The 21073-nt window shown below is 62.4% G+C and carries 19 protein-coding genes and 1 pseudogene; 5 read left to right on the top strand and 15 right to left on the bottom strand.

Translation table 11 applies throughout. The annotated features are described in order from the left end of the window. Nucleotides 1-55: 55 nt before the first annotated feature. From BLW71_RS31940 to BLW71_RS31910, 8 genes are all read right to left on the bottom strand, one after another. Nucleotides 56-1408, bottom strand: a complete 1353-nt coding sequence (locus BLW71_RS31940) for an ABC transporter ATP-binding protein (RefSeq protein ID WP_502686862.1) — start codon at nt 1406-1408, stop codon at nt 56-58. A gap of 18 nt (nt 1409-1426) precedes the next feature. Continuing rightward, the gene (locus BLW71_RS31935) at nt 1427-2275 is read right to left on the bottom strand and encodes an ABC transporter permease (RefSeq protein ID WP_091806738.1); all 849 of its coding nucleotides are present in this window, start codon (nt 2273-2275) and stop codon (nt 1427-1429) included. 236 nt (nt 2276-2511) lie between these two features. Next, a complete protein-coding gene (locus BLW71_RS41210) occupies nt 2512-2733 on the bottom strand; it encodes a hypothetical protein (protein WP_143048408.1) in 222 nt (73 codons plus the stop codon). Nucleotides 2734-2796: 63 nt separating this feature from the next. Next, nucleotides 2797-3192 carry a 4-carboxymuconolactone decarboxylase gene (pcaC, locus tag BLW71_RS31930; RefSeq protein WP_091806734.1) on the bottom strand — a complete coding sequence of 132 codons (396 nt, stop codon included), beginning with the start codon at nt 3190-3192 and terminating at the stop codon, nt 2797-2799. Beyond that, nucleotides 3189-3980: a 3-oxoadipate enol-lactonase gene (pcaD, locus tag BLW71_RS31925; protein ID WP_091806731.1), complete on the bottom strand. Its 792-nt coding sequence runs from the start codon at nt 3978-3980 to the stop codon at nt 3189-3191. Before pcaD ends, pcaC begins: the two co-directional genes overlap by 4 nt. A 5-nt stretch (nt 3981-3985) precedes the next feature. Further along, nucleotides 3986-5365 (bottom strand): 3-carboxy-cis,cis-muconate cycloisomerase, encoded by a 1380-nt coding sequence (locus BLW71_RS31920; RefSeq protein ID WP_091806728.1) that lies wholly within the window; start codon nt 5363-5365, stop codon nt 3986-3988. A 47-nt stretch (nt 5366-5412) separates the two neighbouring features. Next, nucleotides 5413-6072, bottom strand: a complete 660-nt coding sequence (locus BLW71_RS31915; protein ID WP_091806724.1) for a 3-oxoacid CoA-transferase subunit B — start codon at nt 6070-6072, stop codon at nt 5413-5415. A 13-nt stretch (nt 6073-6085) separates the two neighbouring features. Further along, a complete protein-coding gene (locus tag BLW71_RS31910; RefSeq protein WP_091806720.1) occupies nt 6086-6793 on the bottom strand; it encodes a 3-oxoacid CoA-transferase subunit A in 708 nt (235 codons plus the stop codon). Nucleotides 6794-7262: 469 nt separating this feature from the next. Here BLW71_RS31910 and BLW71_RS31905 point away from each other — a divergent pair. Both BLW71_RS31905 and folE read left to right on the top strand, forming a co-directional pair. Then, nucleotides 7263-7613: pseudogene (locus BLW71_RS31905) on the top strand (type 2 periplasmic-binding domain-containing protein); the annotation flags it as partial. 152 nt (nt 7614-7765) lie between these two features. Continuing rightward, on the top strand, nt 7766-8404 hold the full coding sequence (gene folE / locus BLW71_RS31900; protein WP_091806717.1) for a GTP cyclohydrolase I FolE: 639 nt from the start codon (nt 7766-7768) through the stop codon (nt 8402-8404). A gap of 27 nt (nt 8405-8431) precedes the next feature. Here the strand turns inward: folE and BLW71_RS31895 are convergent, their stop codons facing one another. After that, nucleotides 8432-9337, bottom strand: coding sequence for a DMT family transporter (locus BLW71_RS31895; protein ID WP_091806714.1), 906 nt, complete (start codon nt 9335-9337; stop codon nt 8432-8434). 281 nt (nt 9338-9618) lie between these two features. Here BLW71_RS31895 and BLW71_RS31890 point away from each other — a divergent pair, with 281 nt between their 5' ends. Beyond that, on the top strand, nt 9619-10665 hold the full coding sequence (locus BLW71_RS31890) for a VTT domain-containing protein (protein ID WP_091806710.1): 1047 nt from the start codon (nt 9619-9621) through the stop codon (nt 10663-10665). A 100-nt stretch (nt 10666-10765) separates the two neighbouring features. Here BLW71_RS31890 and BLW71_RS31885 read toward each other — a convergent pair whose 3' ends face one another. Beyond that, the gene (locus tag BLW71_RS31885) at nt 10766-11653 is read right to left on the bottom strand and encodes a CHAD domain-containing protein (protein ID WP_091806707.1); all 888 of its coding nucleotides are present in this window, start codon (nt 11651-11653) and stop codon (nt 10766-10768) included. Between the two features lie 442 nt (nt 11654-12095). On the opposite strand from BLW71_RS31885, the gene BLW71_RS31880 reads away from it, so the two are divergent. Further along, entirely contained in the window at nt 12096-13682 is a 1587-nt protein-coding gene (locus tag BLW71_RS31880; RefSeq protein ID WP_091806704.1) for an inorganic phosphate transporter, read from the top strand. A 97-nt stretch (nt 13683-13779) separates the two neighbouring features. Here BLW71_RS31880 and ppk2 read toward each other — a convergent pair whose 3' ends face one another. Together ppk2 and BLW71_RS31870 are read right to left on the bottom strand one after the other, a co-directional pair. After that, nucleotides 13780-14706, bottom strand: coding sequence for a polyphosphate kinase 2 (gene ppk2 / locus BLW71_RS31875; protein WP_091806702.1), 927 nt, complete (start codon nt 14704-14706; stop codon nt 13780-13782). 154 nt (nt 14707-14860) lie between these two features. After that, on the bottom strand, nt 14861-15259 hold the full coding sequence (locus tag BLW71_RS31870) for a VOC family protein (protein ID WP_091806699.1): 399 nt from the start codon (nt 15257-15259) through the stop codon (nt 14861-14863). A 276-nt stretch (nt 15260-15535) separates the two neighbouring features. On the opposite strand from BLW71_RS31870, the gene BLW71_RS31865 reads away from it, so the two are divergent. After that, complete coding sequence (locus BLW71_RS31865; RefSeq protein WP_091806696.1) at nt 15536-16582, top strand: S1C family serine protease; 1047 nt, start codon at nt 15536-15538, stop codon at nt 16580-16582. 121 nt (nt 16583-16703) lie between these two features. Here the strand turns inward: BLW71_RS31865 and ggt are convergent, their stop codons facing one another. The 3 genes from ggt to BLW71_RS31850 all read right to left on the bottom strand — a co-directional run bounded on the left by ggt (nt 16704) and on the right by BLW71_RS31850 (nt 21060). Beyond that, complete coding sequence (gene ggt / locus BLW71_RS31860) at nt 16704-18437, bottom strand: gamma-glutamyltransferase (protein ID WP_091806693.1); 1734 nt, start codon at nt 18435-18437, stop codon at nt 16704-16706. Nucleotides 18438-18657: 220 nt separating this feature from the next. Continuing rightward, nucleotides 18658-20061 (bottom strand): MFS transporter, encoded by a 1404-nt coding sequence (locus BLW71_RS31855; RefSeq protein ID WP_091806690.1) that lies wholly within the window; start codon nt 20059-20061, stop codon nt 18658-18660. 234 nt (nt 20062-20295) lie between these two features. Continuing rightward, nucleotides 20296-21060, bottom strand: coding sequence for a phosphocholine cytidylyltransferase family protein (locus BLW71_RS31850; protein WP_091806687.1), 765 nt, complete (start codon nt 21058-21060; stop codon nt 20296-20298). Nucleotides 21061-21073 lie beyond the last annotated feature (13 nt).

Here is a 21073-nt window from a genome sequence, read left to right as displayed (position 1 = left end):
TGTCCATGGCCAACCTCTCGAGTCGCCGTTATTCCAATTGCTCTTTCTGATGCCGTCACCGCCTGTCTGAAGGCGTTTCTTCCATGCGTATTTCTTCTGTGATATCCGGCAGGAACAGCCCGTATCTATCGCTTTCAACATAGGAAGAGAAATAGCAGGCGCCCTCGATGTACTCGTAGTACTGCGGCACTGCGGCAGACCGGTCTTCGAGGGCCGCCACGAGCAGATACCGGCCTGTGTTGAGCTGGTTTCTCAGGCGAAACGCGATGCCGAACTCACTGCCTTCGAAATCGAAGTCGATGCCTTTCTCGTCGTGAGTGGTCCGGACGATCAGATCCGTGCCTTTCGTATCCTTGATGGAGAAAGCCACGCTCAGCGCGCGGCGATCGATGCCTCCAGGAATCTGGATCGCCAGGCGGACGATCATCGGCTCGAATGCCGTGAACACGCTTTGGTGCCGACCGGCCGAGTTCAGGACCTGGGCCGACACGATCGATCCGACATGTGTCCCCCAGTGGTTGATCGGTTCGTCACTGGCAGTTGAGGCGAGCCGCCCCACGCGTTCCGCGGTCTGATCGTTCTGCTTCGCTTCTTCCTCAACATCGGCCGCGCTGTCTGCCGACTGACCAGACACTCCGATCGCTTCGCTTTCGCCGAGTCCTTCGGACATGAACTGCGTGTATTGCGCGGTAACGGCGAACGCGTTGCCCGCCATCCGAACCCGCCCACCATCGAGCCAGACGGCACGCTCACACAAGGTTCGCACCGAGCCGACGTCATGCGACACGAAAAGAATCGTGACGCCTGATTCCTTGAGTTCCTTGATCTTGTTGAAGCATTTGGCCTGGAAGCGCGCGTCGCCCACGGCAAGGGCTTCGTCGATGATCAAGACCGCCGGGTCGACGTGAATGGCCACGGCAAACGCGAGGCGCACATACATGCCGCTCGAATAAGTTTTGACTGGCTGATCGATGAAATCGCCAATTTCCGCGAACTGCTCGATGCTGGCGAATTTCCGATCGATCTGGTCGGCAGTCATTCCCAGCATGGCGGCGTTCAGATAGACGTTTTCCCGACCGGAAAACTCCAGATTGAAACCGGCTCCCAATTCGAGCAGCGCCGCCACGCGACCGTTGATCGCGATGTCACCCTGGGTGGGGCGCAGTGTTCCGCAAATTATCTGCAAGAGCGTGGACTTGCCGGACCCGTTGCGCCCAATGATGCCGACCGTTTCGCCGCGTGTGACCGAGAGCGAAACGTCCCGAAGCGCCCAGAATTCCCGCGAATACCCGGTGCGTTTTGGGAAGACGATATGCTTGAGACGGTCGAGCGGCGTTTCGTATATGTCGAAACGCTTCGAGGCACCTGTCACCTGAATCGTGGTTTCAGGCTTGCCAACCTGATTCATTTCCATGAGCATCGGCCTTTACAGAACGTCCGCGAATCCTTCGCGTGTCTTCTGGAACCAGGCCAGACAGATCCACGCGAAAGCGATGCTGCATGGCAGATAGATCGCGATCCCCGCAAAGTCAGGCAACTCGCCCGCGATCATGACCGCTCGTGCCTGCTCGATGATGAAAGTTAGCGGATTGGCCAGAATGAGTGCCCTGAAAGCGGGCGTCAAAGTATCGAGCGCGTAGAAAACCGGCGACAGGAACATCAACAGGGATGAAAGCAGCGTGGTGACATAGGTCAGGTCACGCACGTAGACGCCGGTGGCGGCGAACAGCCAACCCACACCCACGCCGACAAACGCGAGCGGAATGAAGAGCGCCGGCAAAAAGACGATCGTCCATTGAAGCTTTCCGTATACGCACAGCGCAAAGACAACCCAGACGACAAGACTCGTCATGAAGTGAAATGCCGCCGAGGCGACGGTAATCCACGGCAGGATTTCAAGAGGAAAGACGACCTTCGTGACGTAGTTCGCGTTGGTCGTGATAACGGTCGGCGCTCTATTCAGGCACTCGGCGAAGAAATTGAACAGAATGAGGCCCACGAACAGAATCACCGCGAACTGAAAACTATTGTCGGTTCCTGGCCAGCGCGATTTCAACAGCGTGCCGAAAACAACCGTGTACATGGCGAGCATGATCAACGGCTGAACGATAGACCACGCCAGTCCCATTACCGATCCGCGATATCGGCTCAATATATCCCGCCTGGTTAGCGCGACGATAAGCTGGCGTTGCTGCCAGGGAACCAACACAAGATCGCGAAAATGAGCACGAGGATGAGATTCCTCGCGACCATCGTGTTTATAGGTAAAGCTCATATTGGCAGATCGCCTTGAACAGCGCCGGCTGATTTAACGGTCAACGAAGAGGCAAATCATGCGGCGACGAATGAACCTGCCGGGATTTCGCCAGTCGGTGCCTGCTCCATTGCTCTTGAATAACCCTACGGTCTTGCCAAACTCGCGCGAACGAATATCACTATCTTGAAGTAGTTAAATTCACATCTAAAATGTGCAAAAGATTAATAACCGAGAGTTCACCAGCATTCGTATTGTCAACGAATTGGGTCGGCTAAAACCTTAGAAAATGATGAGGCACAAAGAAGAAAGTCAGAAACGGTTGCGGGAATATTCGACTTCAGTGCAGGAATTTTCTGCAAAAATCGAGGGAAGTGGAATGCGACCGAATCCCGCAGTGCGCGGCGTTCATGTCGAACGCCCGCCGGATACCAGGTATCCGTATCACAGCCCGTTGCAGGCCGGATGAAATCGAACATCGTCGATGTTCAGAAGCAGCGTGCATTCGCACGCTGCCTGGCACGTCATCTCGATTGCATTGCTTACGGCTGCGCGGCCGCGGCATCATCCTCACGAAACAATTTGTCCGCCAGGTGAAACGCCGAATTCGCCGCCGGCACACCGCAATAGATCGCGGTTTGCAGCAGCACTTCCTTGATCTGCTCACGCGTCACACCGTTATTCTTCGCGGCCCGCAGATGCAGGGCGAGCTCTTCGCTGCGGTTGAGCGCGACCATCATCGCGATGGTCAGCAGGCTGCGCGTGTGGCGCGGCAAACCGTCGCGCGTCCAGATTTCGCCCCACGCATAGCGCGTGATGAAATTCTGAAACTCTTCCGTCAGTTCAGTACGGTTCGCAAGCGACCGGTCGACGTGCGCACTGCCAAGCACCGCACGGCGCACACCGAGCCCGGCTTCGTAACGGTCTTCGTCGTTCATTTCTGCTCCGTCAGGAAGTCGATCACGGTCTTCGTGAAAGCGTCGGCTTTCTCGATATTCGAAATATGCGAGGCGTCCAGTTCCACGTAACGCGCGCCCGCTATCGCCTGCGCCAGTTCGCGGCCTTGCGCCGGCGTGGCGGCCAGATCGTGCGTGCCGCTGATCACCAGCGCGGGCACCTTGATGCCGGGTGCCTCGGGGCGCAGATCGGCGGCGTCGATCGCGTCGCAATTCGACGCGTAGCCTTCCTTGTCGGTGTGCGTGAACACGTCGCGAATCATGGCCAGCACCACCGGCTCGCGCTCGATATAGTCCGCCGTGAACCAGCGCGGCAGAACGGCATCGGCCAGCGCGGCCATGCCTTCGTTGCGCGCTTTCGCGGCGCGCGGCACCCACACTTCCGGCGAACCGATGCGCGCGGCCGTATTGCACAGCACGACGCGCTCGATACGATCCGCGTGACGCGCCGCCAACGCAACGCCAGTCAGGCCGCCCATCGACAGTCCGCAGAAATTCGCGCGGGCGATCTTCAGCGTGTCCATCAGGCCGAGCACGTCGCCGGTGAGTTGCTCGATCGTATAGGGGCCTTTTGGCGCTTCCGAATGGCCGTGGCCGCGCGTGTCGTAGCGCAGCACGCGAAAGTGTTTCGACAGCGCCGCGACTTGCGGCGCCCACATGGACAGATCGGCGCCGAGCGAATTCGACAGGACGATCCACGGCGCGTTGCCGTGGCGGTCGCCGTCGATTCGATAATGAAGCTCGGTGCCGTTGACTGCGGCGTAAGGCATGCCGGTTACTCCCTGAAATGGTCGCGCTGCGAGCGCGTGGTGTGAAGTGCCAGCGCGGCGTCCACATAAGCGTGCGCCTGGCCGACATATTGAGCAGGATCGAGCAATTGCTTCAGACGCTCGAGCGGAAGATGTTCGGTCACGGCCGGGTCTGCGGCAAGCACGTCGAAAAGGGTTTGCCCGTCGCGGATCGCGGCTTTCGACGCGCGCTCCACCAGATGATGCGCGTCGAGCCGGCCGATGCTGTCGCCGAGCGCGAGCATGACCGCTTCGCCGAGAATCAGGCCATGCGTGATGTCGAGATTGGCGGCGAGCCGCGGCACGTTCACGTTCAGCCCCACGGCGATCTGTTCGATGTTGGCGAGTGCGCCGCCCGCGAGGCGCGCCAGATCCGGCAACGCATCCCACTCGGCTTGCCAGCCGCCGAGCGCGCGTTCGTGCTCCTGCACCATGCCCGCGAACACCGTGGCGACCAGCCCCGGCGCACGCGTGGCCGCCGTCAGCACCGCCGCGCAGCCGACCGGGTTGCGCTTGTGCGGCATGGTCGACGAACCGCCTTTGCCGGCCGCGGCCGGTTCGGCGAGTTCGTCGATTTCGGTTTGCATCTGCAGCGAGATGTCGCGCGCGATCTTGCCGAGCGTGCCGATCAGCATGCCGAACAGCGAGGCCGTTTCGGCAATGCGATCACGCTGCGTGTGCCACGGCAAGGTCGGCACGGCGAGGCCGAGTTCCTGTGCGAGCGATCGGGTCACTTGCGGCGCGGCATCGCGCAGACTCGCCAGCGTGCCCGCCGCGCCACCGAATTGCAGCACCAGCACGCGGGCGCGCAACGCATCGAGCCGCTCGCGATGACGCAGCAATGCGTCGAGCCATTGCGCGAATTTCAGGCCGAGCGTGATGGGCAGCGCCTGCTGCAACCAGGTGCGGCCGATCATCGGCGTGGCGCGATGGGTGGCCGCGAGTTTTGCCACGGCGTTACAGGTGGATTGCAGGCTGCTGTCGAGCAGATCGAAGGTGTCGCGCAATTGCAGCACCGTCGCCGTGTCGATGATGTCCTGGCTGGTGGCGCCCCAATGCACGTATTTCGACGCTTCGGCGTCGGCCGCCTTGACGCGCGCGGTGAGCTGCTTGACGAGCGGAATCGCGAGATTGCCGCCGAGCGCGGCGTCGCGCGCGAGCGCGTCGGCGTCGAGTTGATCGGCCTGGCAAGCGGCCTCGATGGCGCCCACCGCGGTATGGGGGATGACGTTATGCGCGGCTGACGCGCGCGCGAGCGCCGCTTCCACGTCGAGCATCCGTTGCAGCGTGGCACGCGGCGCCCAGATGTCGTTCATGGGCTGCGTGCCGCAAAGAAGGCCCGTCAGACGGGCGCTGGAGTCGAGCATGATGGCGTGAGTGGCCGAAGTATCGAAAGTAAAAGCGCCGCCGCGCGTCAGGCCGCGTTTGCGGCTTGCGTACCGTCGATCAGCGGCACGCCGGTCAGCTTGTGCAGTGCATCGAAATCGATATCCGAGAAGATCTCGCGCACCACCAGCCCCTGATCCGTGACATCGATCATCGCAAGGTCCGTATAGATGCGGTCGACGCAACCCACACCCGTTACCGGGTAGCTGCATTCGGCGGCGATCTTGCTCTCGCCCTGCTTGGTCAGGTGCTCCATCATGACATAGACCTGCTTCGCACCGATCGCGAGATCCATCGCGCCGCCCACGGCGGGAATCGCGTCGGGCGCGCCGGTGTGCCAGTTCGCCAGATCGCCCGTGGCCGACACCTGGAAGGCGCCGAGCACGCAGAAATCCAGATGGCCGCCGCGCATCATCGCGAACGAATCCGCATGGTGGAAATAGCAGCCGCCCGTGAGCAGCGTGACGTGCTGCTTGCCGGCGTTGATGAGTTCGTCGTCTTCCTCGCCTTTGGCCGGCGCCGGGCCCATGCCGAGCAAACCGTTTTCGCTGTGCAGGAAGATTTCCTTGTCGGCGGCGAGGTGGTTGGCCACCAGCGTCGGCACGCCGATGCCGAGGTTCACGTAGGCGCCTTCGGGAATATCCAGCGCAACGCGCTTGGCCATTTCATCGCGGGTCAGTTTTTTCATGTCGGTCTCCGGTTCAGGCGGCAGCGTCGTGAGGATTGGGCAGCGGGGCGTGCGCCGCTTGCGGCACTTCGATCACGCGTTGCACGAAAATGCCGGGCGTGACGATCACTTCGGGATCGAGCGCTCCGAGCGGCACGACTTGCGACACCTGCACGATCGCGGTTTTCGCCGCGCTGGCCATGATCGGTCCGAAATTGCGAGCCGTCTTGCGATACGTGAGATTACCCCAGCGATCGCCTTTGTACGCCTTGATCAGAGCGAAGTCGGCATGCAGCGGGGACTCCAGCACATAGTGCCGGCCGTCGATCAGGCGCGTTTCCTTGCCTTCGGCGAGCTTGGTGCCGTAACCGGTCGGCGTGAAGAAGCCGCCGATACCCGCGCCTGCCGCACGAATGCGCTCCGCGAGATTGCCCTGCGGCACCAGTTCCAGTTCGATCTCTCCGGCGCGATATAACGCGTCGAACACATACGAGTCGGTCTGGCGCGGGAACGAGCAGATGATTTTGCGCACGCGCTTGGCCTTGAGCAGCGCCGCGAGGCCGATATCGCCGTTACCGGCATTGTTGTTGACGATGGTGAGGTCGCGCGCGCCCTGTTCAATGAGCGCGTCGATCAATTCCGACGGCATGCCGGCCGTGCCGAAGCCGCCGATCATGACGGTCGCGCCGTCCTGGACATCGGCGACGGCCGACTGAAGTGACTCGAAAATCTTGTTGATCATGTCGAATTTCCTTTTGGGGCGCTGCGTGCCGCGAGGCTGGCTGCGTTTCAGGCAGAGCGTGGGCGGAACGGTCTCCGGGCCAATGCGGGCGGTGGCTCGCCAAGTGCGGATGCGGGCTGGCGCCGTCGGTTAGCTCGCTTCAAATTTGTTCGTTGTATGAACATGGATTCGTTTAGCGAACGTTTAGACGATTATGGTTGTCCTTCGGGCAGGTTGTCAAGGCAGGGAATTCCCCTTAATCATAGGTTTTGCCGCGCGTTGTGCAGGTTTTGTTGCGTGCTTCGCGTGTCGATAGCGGGCAAGCGGCACTATCCCGCGTCAGGATTGCCCGACTAACCTCCATCCTCATATCCAGTACGCCGCCCCGCCCGGCGCCGCGGGTCACGCAAACATGTCTGGAACGAGCCTGGATCTAAAACGGATCCCTTGCCTCGTCAACGTGGAGGACACACGCACCGCGCAATACGTGGCGGCGGACCATGCGGTCGTGCGCGCCGAAGGACGCAGCCAGGAAGTGCTCGAACACTACCTGGAGAAGAAGCGCATCAAGCGCTGCGCGGTGCTCGAAACGCCTCACTTCATGAGCCTGCCGTTCATCCGCGCGCACACCGACCTGCTGGCCACCGTGCCGCACGCGATCGGCTTCGCGTACGCGTCGGAGCACGCGTCGATCACGTTGGTCGAGCCGCCGCTGCCGTTGCCGCATTTCGATCTGCGACAGCATTGGCATCGCAAGTTTCATAACGATCCGCGCGCAGGCTGGCTGCGCAGCGTGGTCGCCGAACTGTTCAACGACGCGATGGACGGATGGCCGAAATGAGCGGCGGACTATCGGCGCACTGATAGCGGCAATGTTGCATGAGACGAGAAGGGACATCGCCACGGCGCGGTGAAAAACATGGAACAATGGCCGCACTCATTGAACCCGCGCGCTCCGTACAGCGTCGACGCGCGATCCCGGAGGAGCGACGGATGACCAGCAGCAAGGCAAAGAAGATCAAACCCACGGCCGCAGCAGAGCGCCCGAGCCGCGAGGAAGCCGAAGCAGCCGTTCGCGTGCTGCTGCGCTGGGCCGGCGACAATCCGGCGCGTGAAGGCCTGCTCGATACGCCCGCGCGCGTGGTGCGCTCATACGAGGAGTTTTACGCGGGCTACCAGGTCGACCCGCGCGAGATCCTTGCCCGCACCTTCTCCGAAGTGGACGGCTACGACGAAATGATCGTGCTGAAAGACATCCGTTTCGAGAGCTATTGCGAACATCACATGGTGCCGATCATCGGGCGCGCGCACGTGGCGTATTTACCGCAGCATCGCGTGGTCGGCATCTCGAAGCTGGCGCGCCTCGTCGATGCGTTCGCCAAGCGCCTGCAGATCCAGGAAAAGATGACGGTGCAAATCGCCGACACCTTGAACGACGTGCTGCAACCGGCGGGTGTCGGCGTGATTCTCGAAGCCGCGCATCAATGCATGTCGACTCGCGGCGTGCACAAGGCCGGCGTGACGATGGTCACCTCGCGCATGCTCGGCACGTTCCGCACGGATCCGTCCACGCGCCGCGAGTTTCTGTCGATCGTCGGCAATCCGGGCGTGGTGGCTGTCTCCAACACGTAGGCACAGCCCAGCTTCGACAACAGCGCCTCATGCCACGCCGGGCCTTCTGCGCATCTCCCCGAAGGTGGCCAGCAACACCGCGCCCAGCACGCACGCGACACCGGCCAGTTGCGCCGCGCTGACGCGTTCGCGCAGCAGCAGCGCGGCCAACGCCACCGCGCTCACCGGCACGAGCGCGGTCATCAGCCCCGCTTCCGCGCCGCTGATTCGCGCGGCGCCCGCGTACCACAGCACGAAGCCCGCCACGGTCGGCACCAGCGCGTAATAGAGCACGCCAACGAGTGCACTGGCATCGACCGGCAACGTCCACGGTCGTTCGAAGCAGGCCGGCACGATCGCGACCGCGAAGCCGATACCGCACATCAATGCCGACAGCGGCAACGGCGCAACCGCCGTGCGCAGCTTGCGATTGAGCAGGATGAACAACGCCTCGCAGACAATCGCAAGGAACACGAGCACGTTGCCCGCCAGCGAACTGGCTGCATGCGGCGCAGGGAACGCGTCGAGATGCACGGTGCAGACCAGCACGCCGGCCGTCGCCAGCAGGATCGCGCCGAGTAGCGCGGGCCCGGGGCGCTCACCGAGCGCGAGCATGGCGACACCGGCCGACACGGCGGGCAAGGTGCCGGCAATCACGCCGGCATCGGCAGCCGAGGCGAGCTTCATCCCGCAGATCAGCAACGCCGTGTAGCCGACGCTGCCCGCCCCTGCCTGGGCGATCACGAGCAAGGTATCGCGCCGGTCCAGACGCGGCCAGCGCACGCCGCGCCAGCGCATTACCAGCACGAACAGGGGAAAGGCAATCGCGAAACGCAGCGCGGTGGCGCTGAACGGGGGCAGCCCGGCCGCGATCGATTTACTGACCACCACCGTGCTGCCGACTCCGATCATGGCCAGCGCGCAAAACAGGTATCCGGCATGCCGCGAGTTCATGGTGCTGTCCTGTGTAGTTGGAACGAGCACGAAGATTAGGCGTACGTCGGCCAACGGTCTTGAATGAAATTGCAGCGAGAGAGTGAGTCAATGACTCGGGTTCGTGGAATCACGACATGCCGTCAATGCTGGCCCCGCGCCAAATCCATCGAGTATCCTGAGCGAGCGGCTACAACGGTCGGCGCGGAGCCAACAATCGGGCCCTTCGGGTACACACTTTGCATCCCGGTAGAAAAGCCGCATAGCACGCCGGTTCAAGCGCAAGAACAGGAGTTTCTCAATTGGTAGAATTTCCGTCTTCGGCGGTATCGACCTGGGGCGGCGCGGTCGTGTTCCTCAACGTCCTGTTGACGCGACTCGGCGTGCCGATTCCCGCGGTTCCCGTGCTGCTCTTCGCGGGCTCCGCGATCGCTGCCGGTACGCTGTCCTTCTGGCCGATCCTCGCCGCCGCCGTGCTCGGCGCGCTGATCGGCGACGGCGCATGGTTCGCGGCCGGCCGCCTGTATGGCCGCAAGCTGATCGCCGCATTAGGCCGCCTCTCGCCAGCCGTCTATCCGAAGGTCAATAAAGCGCGCGCGCTGTTCGAGCGTTTCGGCGTGCCGCTCGTGTCGATCTCGAAGTTCGTCCCTGGGCTCGCGCTCATCACCCCGCCGCTGATGGGCACGACCGCCGTCGATGCGCGCATCTATGCGGCCTGGGACCTTGCCGGCGTCCTCGCCTGGGCCAATTTCTGGTTGCTCGGCGGCGCTGCCGCGGAACGGCAACTGCACATGCTGCTCGAGTTTGTCAAAGCGCGCGGCGGCACTGTCATCGACATTCTGCTGGCCGCCGCCCTGATTTATCTCGTGTTTCGTTTGCAGCAACGGCGCCGCGAGCGCCGCCGTTTCGCGCAAGCCGCCGCGGATGCCGCAGCCCAAACCGCCGTTCCCGGCTGGCGCCACGTCGCGCCGCCCAAGGTGCTCGACGCCCGCCCGCAAGCCCTTTCGTTCGAAGCGCCGCGACTCATTCCGGGCGCGCTCGCGTTCGATCCGCACTCGCCGGAGCAGATCGACGGCGCCCTGCGGGCGCACGATACGGTGATCTACTGCATCTGCCCGGACAGCGCGACGGCTGTCGATATCACGCAACGCATGCGGGACAACGGTTATACGAGGATTCGCGCACTCAGGGGCGGCCTCGACGCCTGGCAGCGGCGTGGCTTTCCGGTCGAACCGCTGCCACCCGCCGACGAGCTGTTCACCGGCAGACGCGCGCCGCTGCCAGGCGGTGAGGCCCACGGGGCCATCACGCTGCGCGGCTTCGCTCCGCGCAGCAGTCAAAGCACTTGAGCCGCATGCGTCCCACTTATGCGGACGCGCGTCCCAGATCGTTATGCGGATGCCATCTGTGCCATTTCGTTCGCAGAAGCGCGCAACGATGGGCGCGCCATCATAATTTGCGCAGCAAACCCGCCGCCGCGCGCATCCTCCGTTTGCGTTCCTTCTTGAGCCACTGAAGCGCCGCGTCGGTATCGCCAGTGCCGGCGCCGTCGAACAGGGCCCTATTCTCGTGCAACAACATTTCGCTAGCGACCACGTCGTTCAGCGCACCGAATCGTTTCTGGATCTGCTTCAAGCGTTTGAGAGTACGTTTGCGCCCGCCGCTCAGGACCGGCCCGAAAAACTCGAGCAGATAGCGCAGCTTCTTCCCCGCCTTCCTGACATTGTGAAAGGCAGCGTAGTTGGATCGCTTCGCCCGACGCGCGCGCTTCATCCGTTTTTTCAAGGAATTCTCGGAAGTCGCCACGCGTTGAGTGGCGAACTTCCGCAGCGGCATGCGTTCATGCGAGGTGTTCAGTTCTTTGGAAGCACTCGACAAGGCTTCGCGCAACAGATGTTTGACGTCGGCATTCGAGAGCGTTTCGCGGCTCGTCGCCATTGCGCCGCCGCGAGCGCCCTGAAGTTTGGGCGCCAGGTCGGCGGCGGCGCCGAGTGCGCCGCGGTCGTCGCTCGTCAGCAATTCGATCAGAATGTCCCAATCGCGCGTTTTGCCGGCGGCCGTGGCCAGAAATTGGTAGAGCGCGCGCTGCCGCGTGCTCTCGCCTTTTTCGAGCAATGGTGCGAAGGCCCACCACAACGAACGCAAACGCCGCAGCGAGACGCGCAGTTTGTGCAGTGCTTCAGGTGATGCGTCTTCGCGCACTGCATTGGTGTGTTCGATCGCTTCATCGACGAGCGGCGCCGCGTACGAGGCGAAGGCCGCTTGCGCGGAAGGCGCAGCAGCGGGTGGATCGCTGTCGCTGGAGCGTGGGTCGGCTTTGTGGCTCTCGCGTTTCATTGAAGATCCCTGAATACACCGTTCTGACAGCCTAGCAAAAAAAGGGCCCAGTCGGTAAGCGCTTGGCCAGTACGCCGGAATAATGGCCGGTAGGCCCAGAAGCGCCTGCCTCAAACAGGCGCCACGATGCCTCGCGGCGAAAAGGCCTCGCGCTTCGCATTGGCGCAATCAGCAAACGAGTCAGTTTGAGCCGGTTCCATGCGAATTCACATTGTGGGCGCAACGGCTCTGCTCGGCGGCGAAGTGATCGGCCTCCCGGTCGTCCGCCCATCAAAGTCCTTTTCGGACAGCTGAGCATTCCGATCGGACAATTTTTCGCACCGTGCTCCGCAGCGGTGCGCGTCTAGCGGCTGCGCACCTCGGGCGTCACGCAACTGTCATCATTGCGACACACCGCCCCCGCAGCATCGGAAGTTCCGCGACAAACTTTGGGGCTCCCGTCATGCCGGAACTTTCGTATCCACAATCAGGCACCGCTAGCGGAAAGGGGCGCAGTATCGGCCTCATCATCTTTCTCGCCGTGATTCTGGTCGGCGCCGTGTATTGCGCCGTGCACTTAATGGATGATTTACAGCCTGTTCGCGAAAGCTCGGCTCTGCCTTATCTGCTGCTCGGTGTTGCGCTGCTGATCGCGCTCGGCTTCGAATTCGTCAACGGCTTTCACGATACGGCGAACGCGGTTGCGACTGTCATCTATACGCATTCGCTTGCGCCGAATATCGCCGTGGTGTGGTCGGGCGGATGGAATTTTCTCGGCGTGCTCACGTCGAGCGGTGCAGTCGCCTTCGGCATTCTGCAGTTGCTGCCGGTCGAGCTGATCTTGCAGGTCGGCAGCAGTGCCGGTTTTGCGATGGTCTTCGCGCTGCTGATCGCCGCGATCATCTGGAATCTCGGCACCTGGTATTTCGGACTGCCGTCGTCGAGTTCGCACACGCTGATCGGCTCGATTATCGGCGTCGGCTTGATGAATCAATTGATACACGGCAGCAACGGCACGAGCGGCGTGGACTGGAACCAGGCGCTCGGCGTCGGCAAGTCGCTGCTGTTCTCGCCGCTGGTGGGCTTTCTCGCAGCTGGCTTGCTGCTGCTGATCCTGAAGGCCGTCGTGCGCATTCCGGCGCTGTATGCCGAGCCGAAGGGCAAGGAGCCGCCGCCCTTCTGGATCCGCAGCCTGCTGATTCTGACCTGCACGGGCGTTTCGTTCGCGCATGGCTCGAACGACGGCCAGAAAGGCATGGGCCTCATCATGCTGATCCTGATCGGCACGGTGCCCACCGCCTACGCGCTGAACAAGGCTGTCACGCCAGCGGAAACGCAAACCTTCCTCGCCGTCGCGCATCAAACCTCCGCGACGCTCGCCAAGTACACCCAGGGCGCCGCGCCTTCCACCAATCCACGCGCCGATGTCGAGGCTTATGTCCGCACGCGCCAGCTGACGCCCGCCACGTTGCCGGCCTTGCAGCAACTGACCGAGATCATTGCCGGCCAGGTGGGCGCGTCGGGATCGATGGCCGCCGTGCCGCAAGGCCTCGTGGACAACGTGCGCAACAACATGTACGTGGCTTCCGAAGCGATCCGCCTGATGGACAAAGCCAGGCAACCGGCTTTCGCGCCCGACGACGCCAAAGCGATCGACAACTTCAAGGCGCAGACCGATCACGCCACCAAGTTCATTCCGACGTGGGTCAAGGTCGCGGTGGCGATTGCGCTCGGTCTGGGCACCATGGTGGGATGGAAGCGCATTGTCGTGACGGTCGGCGAAAAGATCGGCAAGCAGCATTTAACGTACGGACAGGGTGCATCGGCGGAATTGGTCGCGATGCTGACGATCGGCGCCGCCGACGCATACGGCCTGCCGGTTTCCACGACGCACGTGCTGTCCTCGGGCGTGGCCGGCACGATGGCGGCCAACGGTTCCGGCCTGCAATGGGGCACCGTGCGCAGTCTGGTTCTTGCCTGGGTGCTGACGTTGCCGGCTTCCATCGCGCTGGCTGCGGGCTTGTACTGGGTTTTTCGGGCGGTGTTCTGAACTCCGCGCGACGGCCGGTTCCGGAACCGGCCGCGGCGTAAAAAAGCGCGGCTCACATTTGGCCGCGCTTTTTTTCACCCCGCCGTATGCCGAAGAATCAATACACTTCGGGCACGATCATCGACGACGGCACCGGCTGGCGGCTGTATTCGTCGTGATAGACGCGCGCGGGCAATTCGACACGAGAGTGCTCGATCTCGTGATACGGCACCTGGCTCAGCAAGTGATGAATACAGTTCAAGCGCGCGCGCTTCTTGTCCACCGCCTGCACGACCCACCACGGTGCTTCGGGAATGTGCGAGCGTTGCAGCATCACTTCCTTGGCCTGCGTATAGGCCTCCCAGCGGCGGCGGCTTTCCAGGTCCATGGGACTCAGCTTCCACTGTTTCAGCGGGTCGTGAATGCGGTTCTGAAAGCGGATTTCCTGTTCCTCGTCGGTAATCGAAAACCAGTACTTGAGGATCTGCACGCCGCTTCGGGCCAGCATTTTTTCGAATTCCGGCACCGAACGGAAGAACTCTTCGTACTCTTCGTCGCTGCAAAAATTCATTACGCGTTCGACGCCCGCGCGGTTGTACCAGCTGCGATCGAACAGCACCATTTCGCCGCCGGCCGGCAAATGCGACACATATCGCTGGAAATACCATTGCGTGCGTTCGCGGTTGTTCGGCGCGGGCAGCGCCGCCACGCGGCACACACGCGGATTGAGCCGTTGCGTGATGCGTTTGATCGCGCCGCCCTTGCCGGCCGCATCGCGCCCCTCGAAAATGACGACGAGGCGGTGGCCGGTTTGCACGATCCAGTCCTGCAGCTTGACGAGTTCGCCTTGCAGCCGGAACAACTCGCGGAAGTACATCTTGCGCGCTTCGCGGTGCTCCGGTGTGAAACCCTCCGCGCCGTCGATGATGCGGTCGTCGACCTCCATCTCGAGTTCCTCGTCGTACGCATCGATCAGGTCTTCTTCGAAACGGCGCTGCCGCTCTGCCATCAATTCGGCTTCAGGTCTCGGGTCCTGCTCTTTCATTGCGGCTCTCCTGGCAACGGAAATGGTTAGGCGCGCGGCGGGAAGCGCGACGCGGACGCGCTCGATTATCGAAGCGGCAAGTGTCAGCCGTGTTACCGGTAGGGCCCGCGCCTTTTGACGTCCATGATAGCGAGTTTTGTGCGGCGATCCGGCGCTAGCGCAACGGTTTCGCGAAGCTGATTTCGTGGCCGTCCGGATCCGTGATGTGGAAATAGCGCTCGCCCCACGGCGCATCGGACGGCTCCAGCGACGGCTTGAGCCCCGCCGCCAGCGCTTTGCGATAAAGCGCGTCGACGTCGGAGACATAAATGATCACGCGGCCCCACCAGGCGACCGGCGCGCGCGCATCCACGATCAGGTTCAGATACGAACCGCCGAAGGCGAACGATGTAAATGCCTCCTGTGGACGGCCGAATTTCATGGGAAAGCCGAGCGCTTCGTAAAACAGCACTGCGCGCGGCATATCGTGGGTGGCGAGCGTGATCGCGCTGATGGATTCGATGCGCGGTTCAATGGGCCCGTTCGACGAGGGTGACGTGGCGGGTGAGTTCATGGCGGCTGTCTCCTGGGTATGGCGGGCTCGCGATGTGATCAGCATGGTGCATGCCGCGCCGGCGAACGTGGCGCTCGTGCCGAGCGGGCTGGATTGGGCTGGCCCGGCCGGACTGCTGGCTCGCGGCTCGCGGCTCGCGGCTCGCGGCTCGCGGCTCGCGGCTCGCGGCTCGCTCAGAAAGTGTCTCACAGGCCGCGCCTGCGCAACTCGCCCCAGCGCACTTGAAAACCTTCGCGACGCCCCGCATCTGCAATTCCGTTTATCCGGAGCATCGCCATGGGAAGCCGCCCACGCTTCATCGATGACCTGTCGCGCGCCGCATCCGACGCCCCCGGGCCCGAAACACTCAATCCTTTAGCCGACGACGCCCTGCTCGACGCCTACTCCCGCACCGTGATTGGCGCGCTGGAACGCGTGCAGCAGGCGGTCGCCTTCATTTCCGTCGAACGCCGGCTGCCCGGCGACCCGTCGAGTCGCGGACGCCGCGACACGCGTGGCGGCACAGGCTCGGGCTTTCTGTTCACACCGGACGGTTATCTGCTCACCAATAGCCACGTCGTACACGGCGCCACCCATATCGAGGTGACGCTTGCCGACGGCGCGAAATTCGACGCCGATCTGGTCGGCGACGATCCCGGCAGCGATCTGGCCGTCTTGCGGATCGGCTCTCCCGAGCCGTTGCCGCACGTCGAACTCGGCGAATCGTCGAAGTTGCGCGTCGGGCAGATCGCGATAGCGGTCGGCAATCCACTCGGCCTCGCGCAAACCGTCACGACCGGCGTGGTCTCGGCGCTCGGCCGCTCCCTGCGTTCGAACTCGGGTCGCATGATCTACGACGTGATCCAGACCGACGCAGCGCTCAATCCCGGCAATTCGGGCGGTCCGCTGATCAATTCGGCGGGTCAGGTGATCGGCGTGAATACCGCGATCATTCCCGGCGCACAGGCGATCTGCTTTGCCACGGCAATCGACACCGCCAAGTGGGTCATCATGCAGATATTCGCGCATGGCCGCGTGCGGCGGGCGTATATCGGCGTGGCCGGCACCACCACGCCGCTGTCGCGCCGTGTGCAGCGCTATTTCGGCCTGAACTCGGAAAGCGGCGTGCACGTCATGGAGATCGTCAAAGGCAGCCCGGCCGCGCTCGGCGGTTTGCGCACGGACGATACGATCATTGCGATCGATACGCAGACCGTGCAGGACGTGGACAGCCTGCAGCGCACACTCGACGCATCGCGTATCGACAGACCCGTCAACGTCACGGTATTGCGCGGCGCGCAGCGGCTCGAATTAACGCTGACACCGGTCGAGCAGGCTGGTTGATGCACTGGCACTGGGCGCACCCGCGAAGCGCAAAAAAGCCTCGCGTTCGATTGAACGCGAGGCTTTCCATTAGCGGCAATGCATCTTTGGAAATGCAGCGCCCGACTCCCTGCAACAACGCTTACTGAATAACACGCGTCACACCACGCCCGCGTGGATCGGCTGCGGCTTCCGGCGTATCGCCGTTGACCTTGATCGCCTGGATATCGCCGCTGAAGTCCTGCCCCTCCAGTTTGTAGCCCTTGGCTTCGATCTGCCTGGCCAGTTCACCATCGATCGGCTTGTACGGCTCCCAGAAGATCGTATTCGGCGGCAACAGTTGATGATGAAAGCGCATTGCGGCAACGGCCTGCTGCAGCGGCATGTTGTAGTCGTAGACGTTGTTGATCACCTGGAAGATCGACGTGAAGATGCGCGAGCCGCCCGGTGTGCCGATCACGAGCGAGACCTTGCCGTCCTTCGTGAGAATGGTCGGACTCATCGAGGAGAGCGGCCGCTTCTTCGGTTCGATCGAGTTCGCGTCGCTGCCCACTACGCCGAACATATTCGCGACGCCCGGTTTTGCGGAGAAGTCGTCCATCTCGTCGTTCAGCACGATGCCCGTGCGGTCCGCCACCACGCCCGAACCAAAATAGCCGTTGATGGTGTACGTATTCGACACGGCGTTACCCCACTTGTCGATCACCGAGAAGTGCGTGGTTTCCGCTTTCTCCGGCATCGACGTGCCGAGGCCGGGCTGCACGCTCTTCGTGTCCGAAGGCGCGTTCGGATTCACTTCGGCGGCGCGTTTGGCGATATACGCGTCGTCGGTCAGTTGAGCGACGGGCACTTTGTAGAAGTCAGGGTCGCCGAGATACTGCGCACGGTCGGCGAACACGCGCTTTTCGATCTCCGCGATCAGATGCACGTATTGCGCGGAATTCAGCGTGACATCCTTGAAGTCGGGCGCGATGTCGGCCTTCATCTTCAGCAATTGCACGAGACCGATGCCGCCCGAACTCGGAGGCGGCGCCGTGTAGACGCGATAGCCATTCCAGTCGGCCTGAATCGGTTCACGCCATACTGCTTTGTACTGCTGCAGATCGGCCTTGGTGATAAGACCGTGACCGCGCATGGACGCCGCGATCAGATCGGCCGTCTTGCCCTGATAGAAGTCTTTGGCGCCTTGATCGGAAATGCGCTGCAATACAGCGGCGAGATCCGGTTGCTTGAAGTTGACGCCCTGCTTCAGATTGCCGAAGTAAGTATCGAAGTTGGTCTTGCCGGCGAAGTCTTTCGCGGCATCGTCGCGGCGTTCCTGCAATTGCTGGCTGACCTCGAAACCATCGCGCGCGTAGTGGATGGCCGGCGCAAGCACCTGCTTCCACGTGAGCTTGCCGAAGCGGCGCTGCGCCTGCCACATGCCGTCGACGGTGCCCGGCACACCCACCGCGCGGTAGCCGAACAGGCTCATGCCTTTGATGACCTCGCCCTTGTCGTCGAGATACATGTTTTTGGTCGCGGCGAGCGGAGCACGCTCGCGATAGTCGAGAAAATACGGCTTGCCGTCGACGTAGAGCGTCATGAACCCGCCGCCGCCGATGTTGCCCGCTTCCGGATACGTCACGGCGAGCGTAAAGGCAATCGCGACCGCTGCGTCGACGGCATTGCCGCCTTCCTTGAAGATCTGCTCGGCAGCATCGGCGCTGAACTTGTCGGCCACCGCGATCGCAGAGGCGGTGAGTACGGCGGGCTGGGCTTTCGCAGGCGGCTTCGCGAGTGCGGGCGTGGCCTCCAGAAAACCGGTCGAGACAGAAACGAGCGTGACCAGCGCGAATCCGCTGACCGACGATTTAACATTGTGGAACAACCTCATTGCCAATCCCCCAAGACGACCTTCGACTAATGATTACAAACATTGCCTTGGGCTTTTACCATGTGAACCGCTCGCTTGCGAAGCCGCTAGTTATCGTAGGGTCGATATAGCGGCACGCAAAGAAGTCGGTTTGGTCGCGCGGAAAATCGCCGCTCGAAACGCCCTGGACAGGCGTGGTCAGCAAAACGCATGCCGCGGCAATGCGCAACATGCGTTCTGCTTATGCGCGGCCGCGACTGCCGCGCGTAATCTCGTCGCCGGCGCCATGCGGCAGCCGCGCAGTGATGGGAATCGACATGAGCGAGAACAGGCCGACCACGAGGAAAGCCGGCCAGAAATCGGAGAACATGATCGCGGAATGACCCTGCAAGTTATGTGAAATTTGCAGCACGATGCCCGCGATCGTCACACCGAGACCCAGTGAAATCTGCTGGATGACGCTCGCCACGCTCGTCGCGCGCCCCACGTCGCGACTGGGAATGTCCGCATAGGCCAAGGTATTGAGCGACGTGAATTGCAGAGAGGGAAAGAAGCCGCCGAACAGCACGACACCCCAGATCAGCCAGTGCGGCGTGCCGGGAAAAAACAGACCGTATACGGCAATGGCAAGACCCGCGCAAACCGCGTTGAACATTAGTACAGTGCGGAAGCCAAACCGCCCGAGAATGCGCGACGCCGCAGCTTTCATGAAAATCGAGCCGAACGCGGACGCGCACGTGATCGACCCCGACTTGAACGCGGTCATGCCCAAGCCTTCCTGCAAGGCGAGCGGCAGCAGAAACGGCACAGCCCCGAAACCGATGCGAAACAGCGAGCCGCCCACCACGCTCGCGTGAAAGCTCGGAATGCGCAACAGCCGCAGATCGAGCACGGGCAATTCGACACGGGTCGCGTACAGCACGTAGAGCAACAGCAACGCCACGCCGACCACGCACATGCCGACCGACACCGTGTTCGACACCAACTCGCCGCCCACCAGCGAAAGCCCGAGCATGAACAACGACGCGCCACTCGCGGATAAAGCGAAGCCGGTCCAGTCGAGGCGGCCGGGATGCGCCTCGCGCACGTTGGCGATATGTTTGTTCGCCAGCCAGATCCCCAGCAGTCCGATTGGAATGTTGATGAAAAAGATCAGACGCCAATGCAGATAGGTGGTGATGAAACCGCCCAGCGGCGGCCCGACCACGGGTCCGAGCAAAGCCGGCACGGTCAGATAATTGACCGCGCGAATGAAGTCGGATTTCGGCACCGAACGGAAAATGATGATGCGGCCCACCGGCACCATCATCGCGCCGCCAATGCCTTGCACGAAGCGCGCGACCACAAAGGTGCCGAGCGAGGTGGAGGCCGCGCACATCAGCGAGCCGGCCATGAAAATGCCAATGGCCGTGCGAAACACCGTGCGCGAACCGAAGCGGTCAGCCACCCAGCCGCAGATAGGAATGAAGACGCCGAGGCCGATGACATACGCGGTCACGGCCAGCTTGAGAGTAATGGGATCCTGGCCGAGATCGCGCGCCAGAACCGGCAGCGACGTCACGATGACCGTGCCGTCCACGTTTTCCATGAACATCGCACACGCGACGATCAGCGGAACAATGAAAGTGCCTAAAGCAAGAGGCATTGGCAGGACGACGGGTTGCAAGGCCGTCGGTGTAAAGCGTCGATTATGGCATCGCATCGGCAACAGATGTTGTTGCGCGAGGTCTTTTCATATGCGCGCGCGCGCGATGGTTGAGCGCGCAACGAAGCAGCGGGCGAGGCGAAACCGCGAGGGATAAGCGCAAAAAAGCTTGGGCCGGCATTCAGCCGGCCCAAGCTCGGATACTTCAATGTCGACGACAATGCGCCGGAAAACTTAGCGCGACGCGCTCACCAGCGGCTGCAATTGCGGCAGGATCTCGGTGCTCGCGCGAGCCACGTCGTTCGGGAAGTCGATTTCGATCCACGGCGCGCCGGTCACGTCGGCGGTATGGAACACCTGGCTGCGCTCCAGCAGCAGGTCGCGCACCGCCTCTTCGTGCGGCATGTTGGCCCGGCCGCTATCCACATAGCCGGCCACGATTTGCGCGAAGCGTTGCGCGGTTTCCTGACGGAAGCGGAAGAACCCGACCGACTCGCCGATGGTGTCGTACTCCAGATTCACGGCGAGCTGCTTGCGCAGTTCGACCGGCACGTCGTCTTTCAGGCACAGCTTGACCGGCTCGTCGCCGGCTTCGAAATCGCGGTCGATCAACAGGCGGTTCACCGTCTCGCCCGCTACCAGCGCGCTCAGAATACGCTCGTCGTAGAGCACGTCGGCGTCCATCAACAGCACGTCGCCGCCGCGCGTGAGCGCCTCGGCCACCGTGTGTACTGTCAGCACGCTGCCCAGGTCGTAACGCGTGTTCAGCACGGTCTCGACCTTATGCGGCCAGTTGATGCGCTCCAGTTCCGCCTGCACCGATTCCGGCTGAAAGCCGAGCGCCAGCACGACTTCGGTCACGCCGGCGTTTTCGAGCATTTGCAGATGCCGTTCGAGCAGGCTCACGCCGTCGAATTGCAGCAGGCACTTCGGGAACTGAGCTTGTGGCGGTTGCTGGAGACGCAGGCCGAGGCCCGCTGCGAGGATGATGGCACGCATGCGCGGTCCTTTG

It is taken from the genome of Burkholderia sp. WP9 (assembly GCF_900104795.1).
In the GTDB taxonomy this organism is placed as follows: Bacteria; Pseudomonadota; Gammaproteobacteria; order Burkholderiales; family Burkholderiaceae; genus Paraburkholderia.
The sequence above is the reverse complement of the archived record's forward strand: the minus strand, read 5'-3'. Positions and strand labels throughout refer to the sequence as shown.

Coding starts and splice junctions, on each gene's coding strand:
- BLW71_RS31940 (WP_502686862.1), bottom strand. CDS start 1,408: ATGAATCAGGTTGGCAAGCCTGAAACCACGATTCAGGTGACAGGTGCC.
- BLW71_RS31935 (WP_091806738.1), bottom strand. CDS start 2,275: ATGAGCTTTACCTATAAACACGATGGTCGCGAGGAATCTCATCCTCGT.
- BLW71_RS41210 (WP_143048408.1), bottom strand. CDS start 2,733: ATGTTCGATTTCATCCGGCCTGCAACGGGCTGTGATACGGATACCTGG.
- pcaC (WP_091806734.1), bottom strand. CDS start 3,192: ATGAACGACGAAGACCGTTACGAAGCCGGGCTCGGTGTGCGCCGTGCG.
- pcaD (WP_091806731.1), bottom strand. CDS start 3,980: ATGCCTTACGCCGCAGTCAACGGCACCGAGCTTCATTATCGAATCGAC.
- BLW71_RS31920 (WP_091806728.1), bottom strand. CDS start 5,365: ATGCTCGACTCCAGCGCCCGTCTGACGGGCCTTCTTTGCGGCACGCAG.
- BLW71_RS31915 (WP_091806724.1), bottom strand. CDS start 6,072: ATGAAAAAACTGACCCGCGATGAAATGGCCAAGCGCGTTGCGCTGGAT.
- BLW71_RS31910 (WP_091806720.1), bottom strand. CDS start 6,793: ATGATCAACAAGATTTTCGAGTCACTTCAGTCGGCCGTCGCCGATGTC.
- folE (WP_091806717.1), top strand. CDS start 7,766: ATGACCAGCAGCAAGGCAAAGAAGATCAAACCCACGGCCGCAGCAGAG.
- BLW71_RS31895 (WP_091806714.1), bottom strand. CDS start 9,337: ATGAACTCGCGGCATGCCGGATACCTGTTTTGCGCGCTGGCCATGATC.
- BLW71_RS31885 (WP_091806707.1), bottom strand. CDS start 11,653: ATGAAACGCGAGAGCCACAAAGCCGACCCACGCTCCAGCGACAGCGAT.
- BLW71_RS31880 (WP_091806704.1), top strand. CDS start 12,096: ATGCCGGAACTTTCGTATCCACAATCAGGCACCGCTAGCGGAAAGGGG.
- ppk2 (WP_091806702.1), bottom strand. CDS start 14,706: ATGAAAGAGCAGGACCCGAGACCTGAAGCCGAATTGATGGCAGAGCGG.
- BLW71_RS31870 (WP_091806699.1), bottom strand. CDS start 15,259: ATGAACTCACCCGCCACGTCACCCTCGTCGAACGGGCCCATTGAACCG.
- BLW71_RS31865 (WP_091806696.1), top strand. CDS start 15,536: ATGGGAAGCCGCCCACGCTTCATCGATGACCTGTCGCGCGCCGCATCC.
- ggt (WP_091806693.1), bottom strand. CDS start 18,437: ATGAGGTTGTTCCACAATGTTAAATCGTCGGTCAGCGGATTCGCGCTG.
- BLW71_RS31855 (WP_091806690.1), bottom strand. CDS start 20,061: ATGCCTCTTGCTTTAGGCACTTTCATTGTTCCGCTGATCGTCGCGTGT.
- BLW71_RS31850 (WP_091806687.1), bottom strand. CDS start 21,060: ATGCGTGCCATCATCCTCGCAGCGGGCCTCGGCCTGCGTCTCCAGCAA.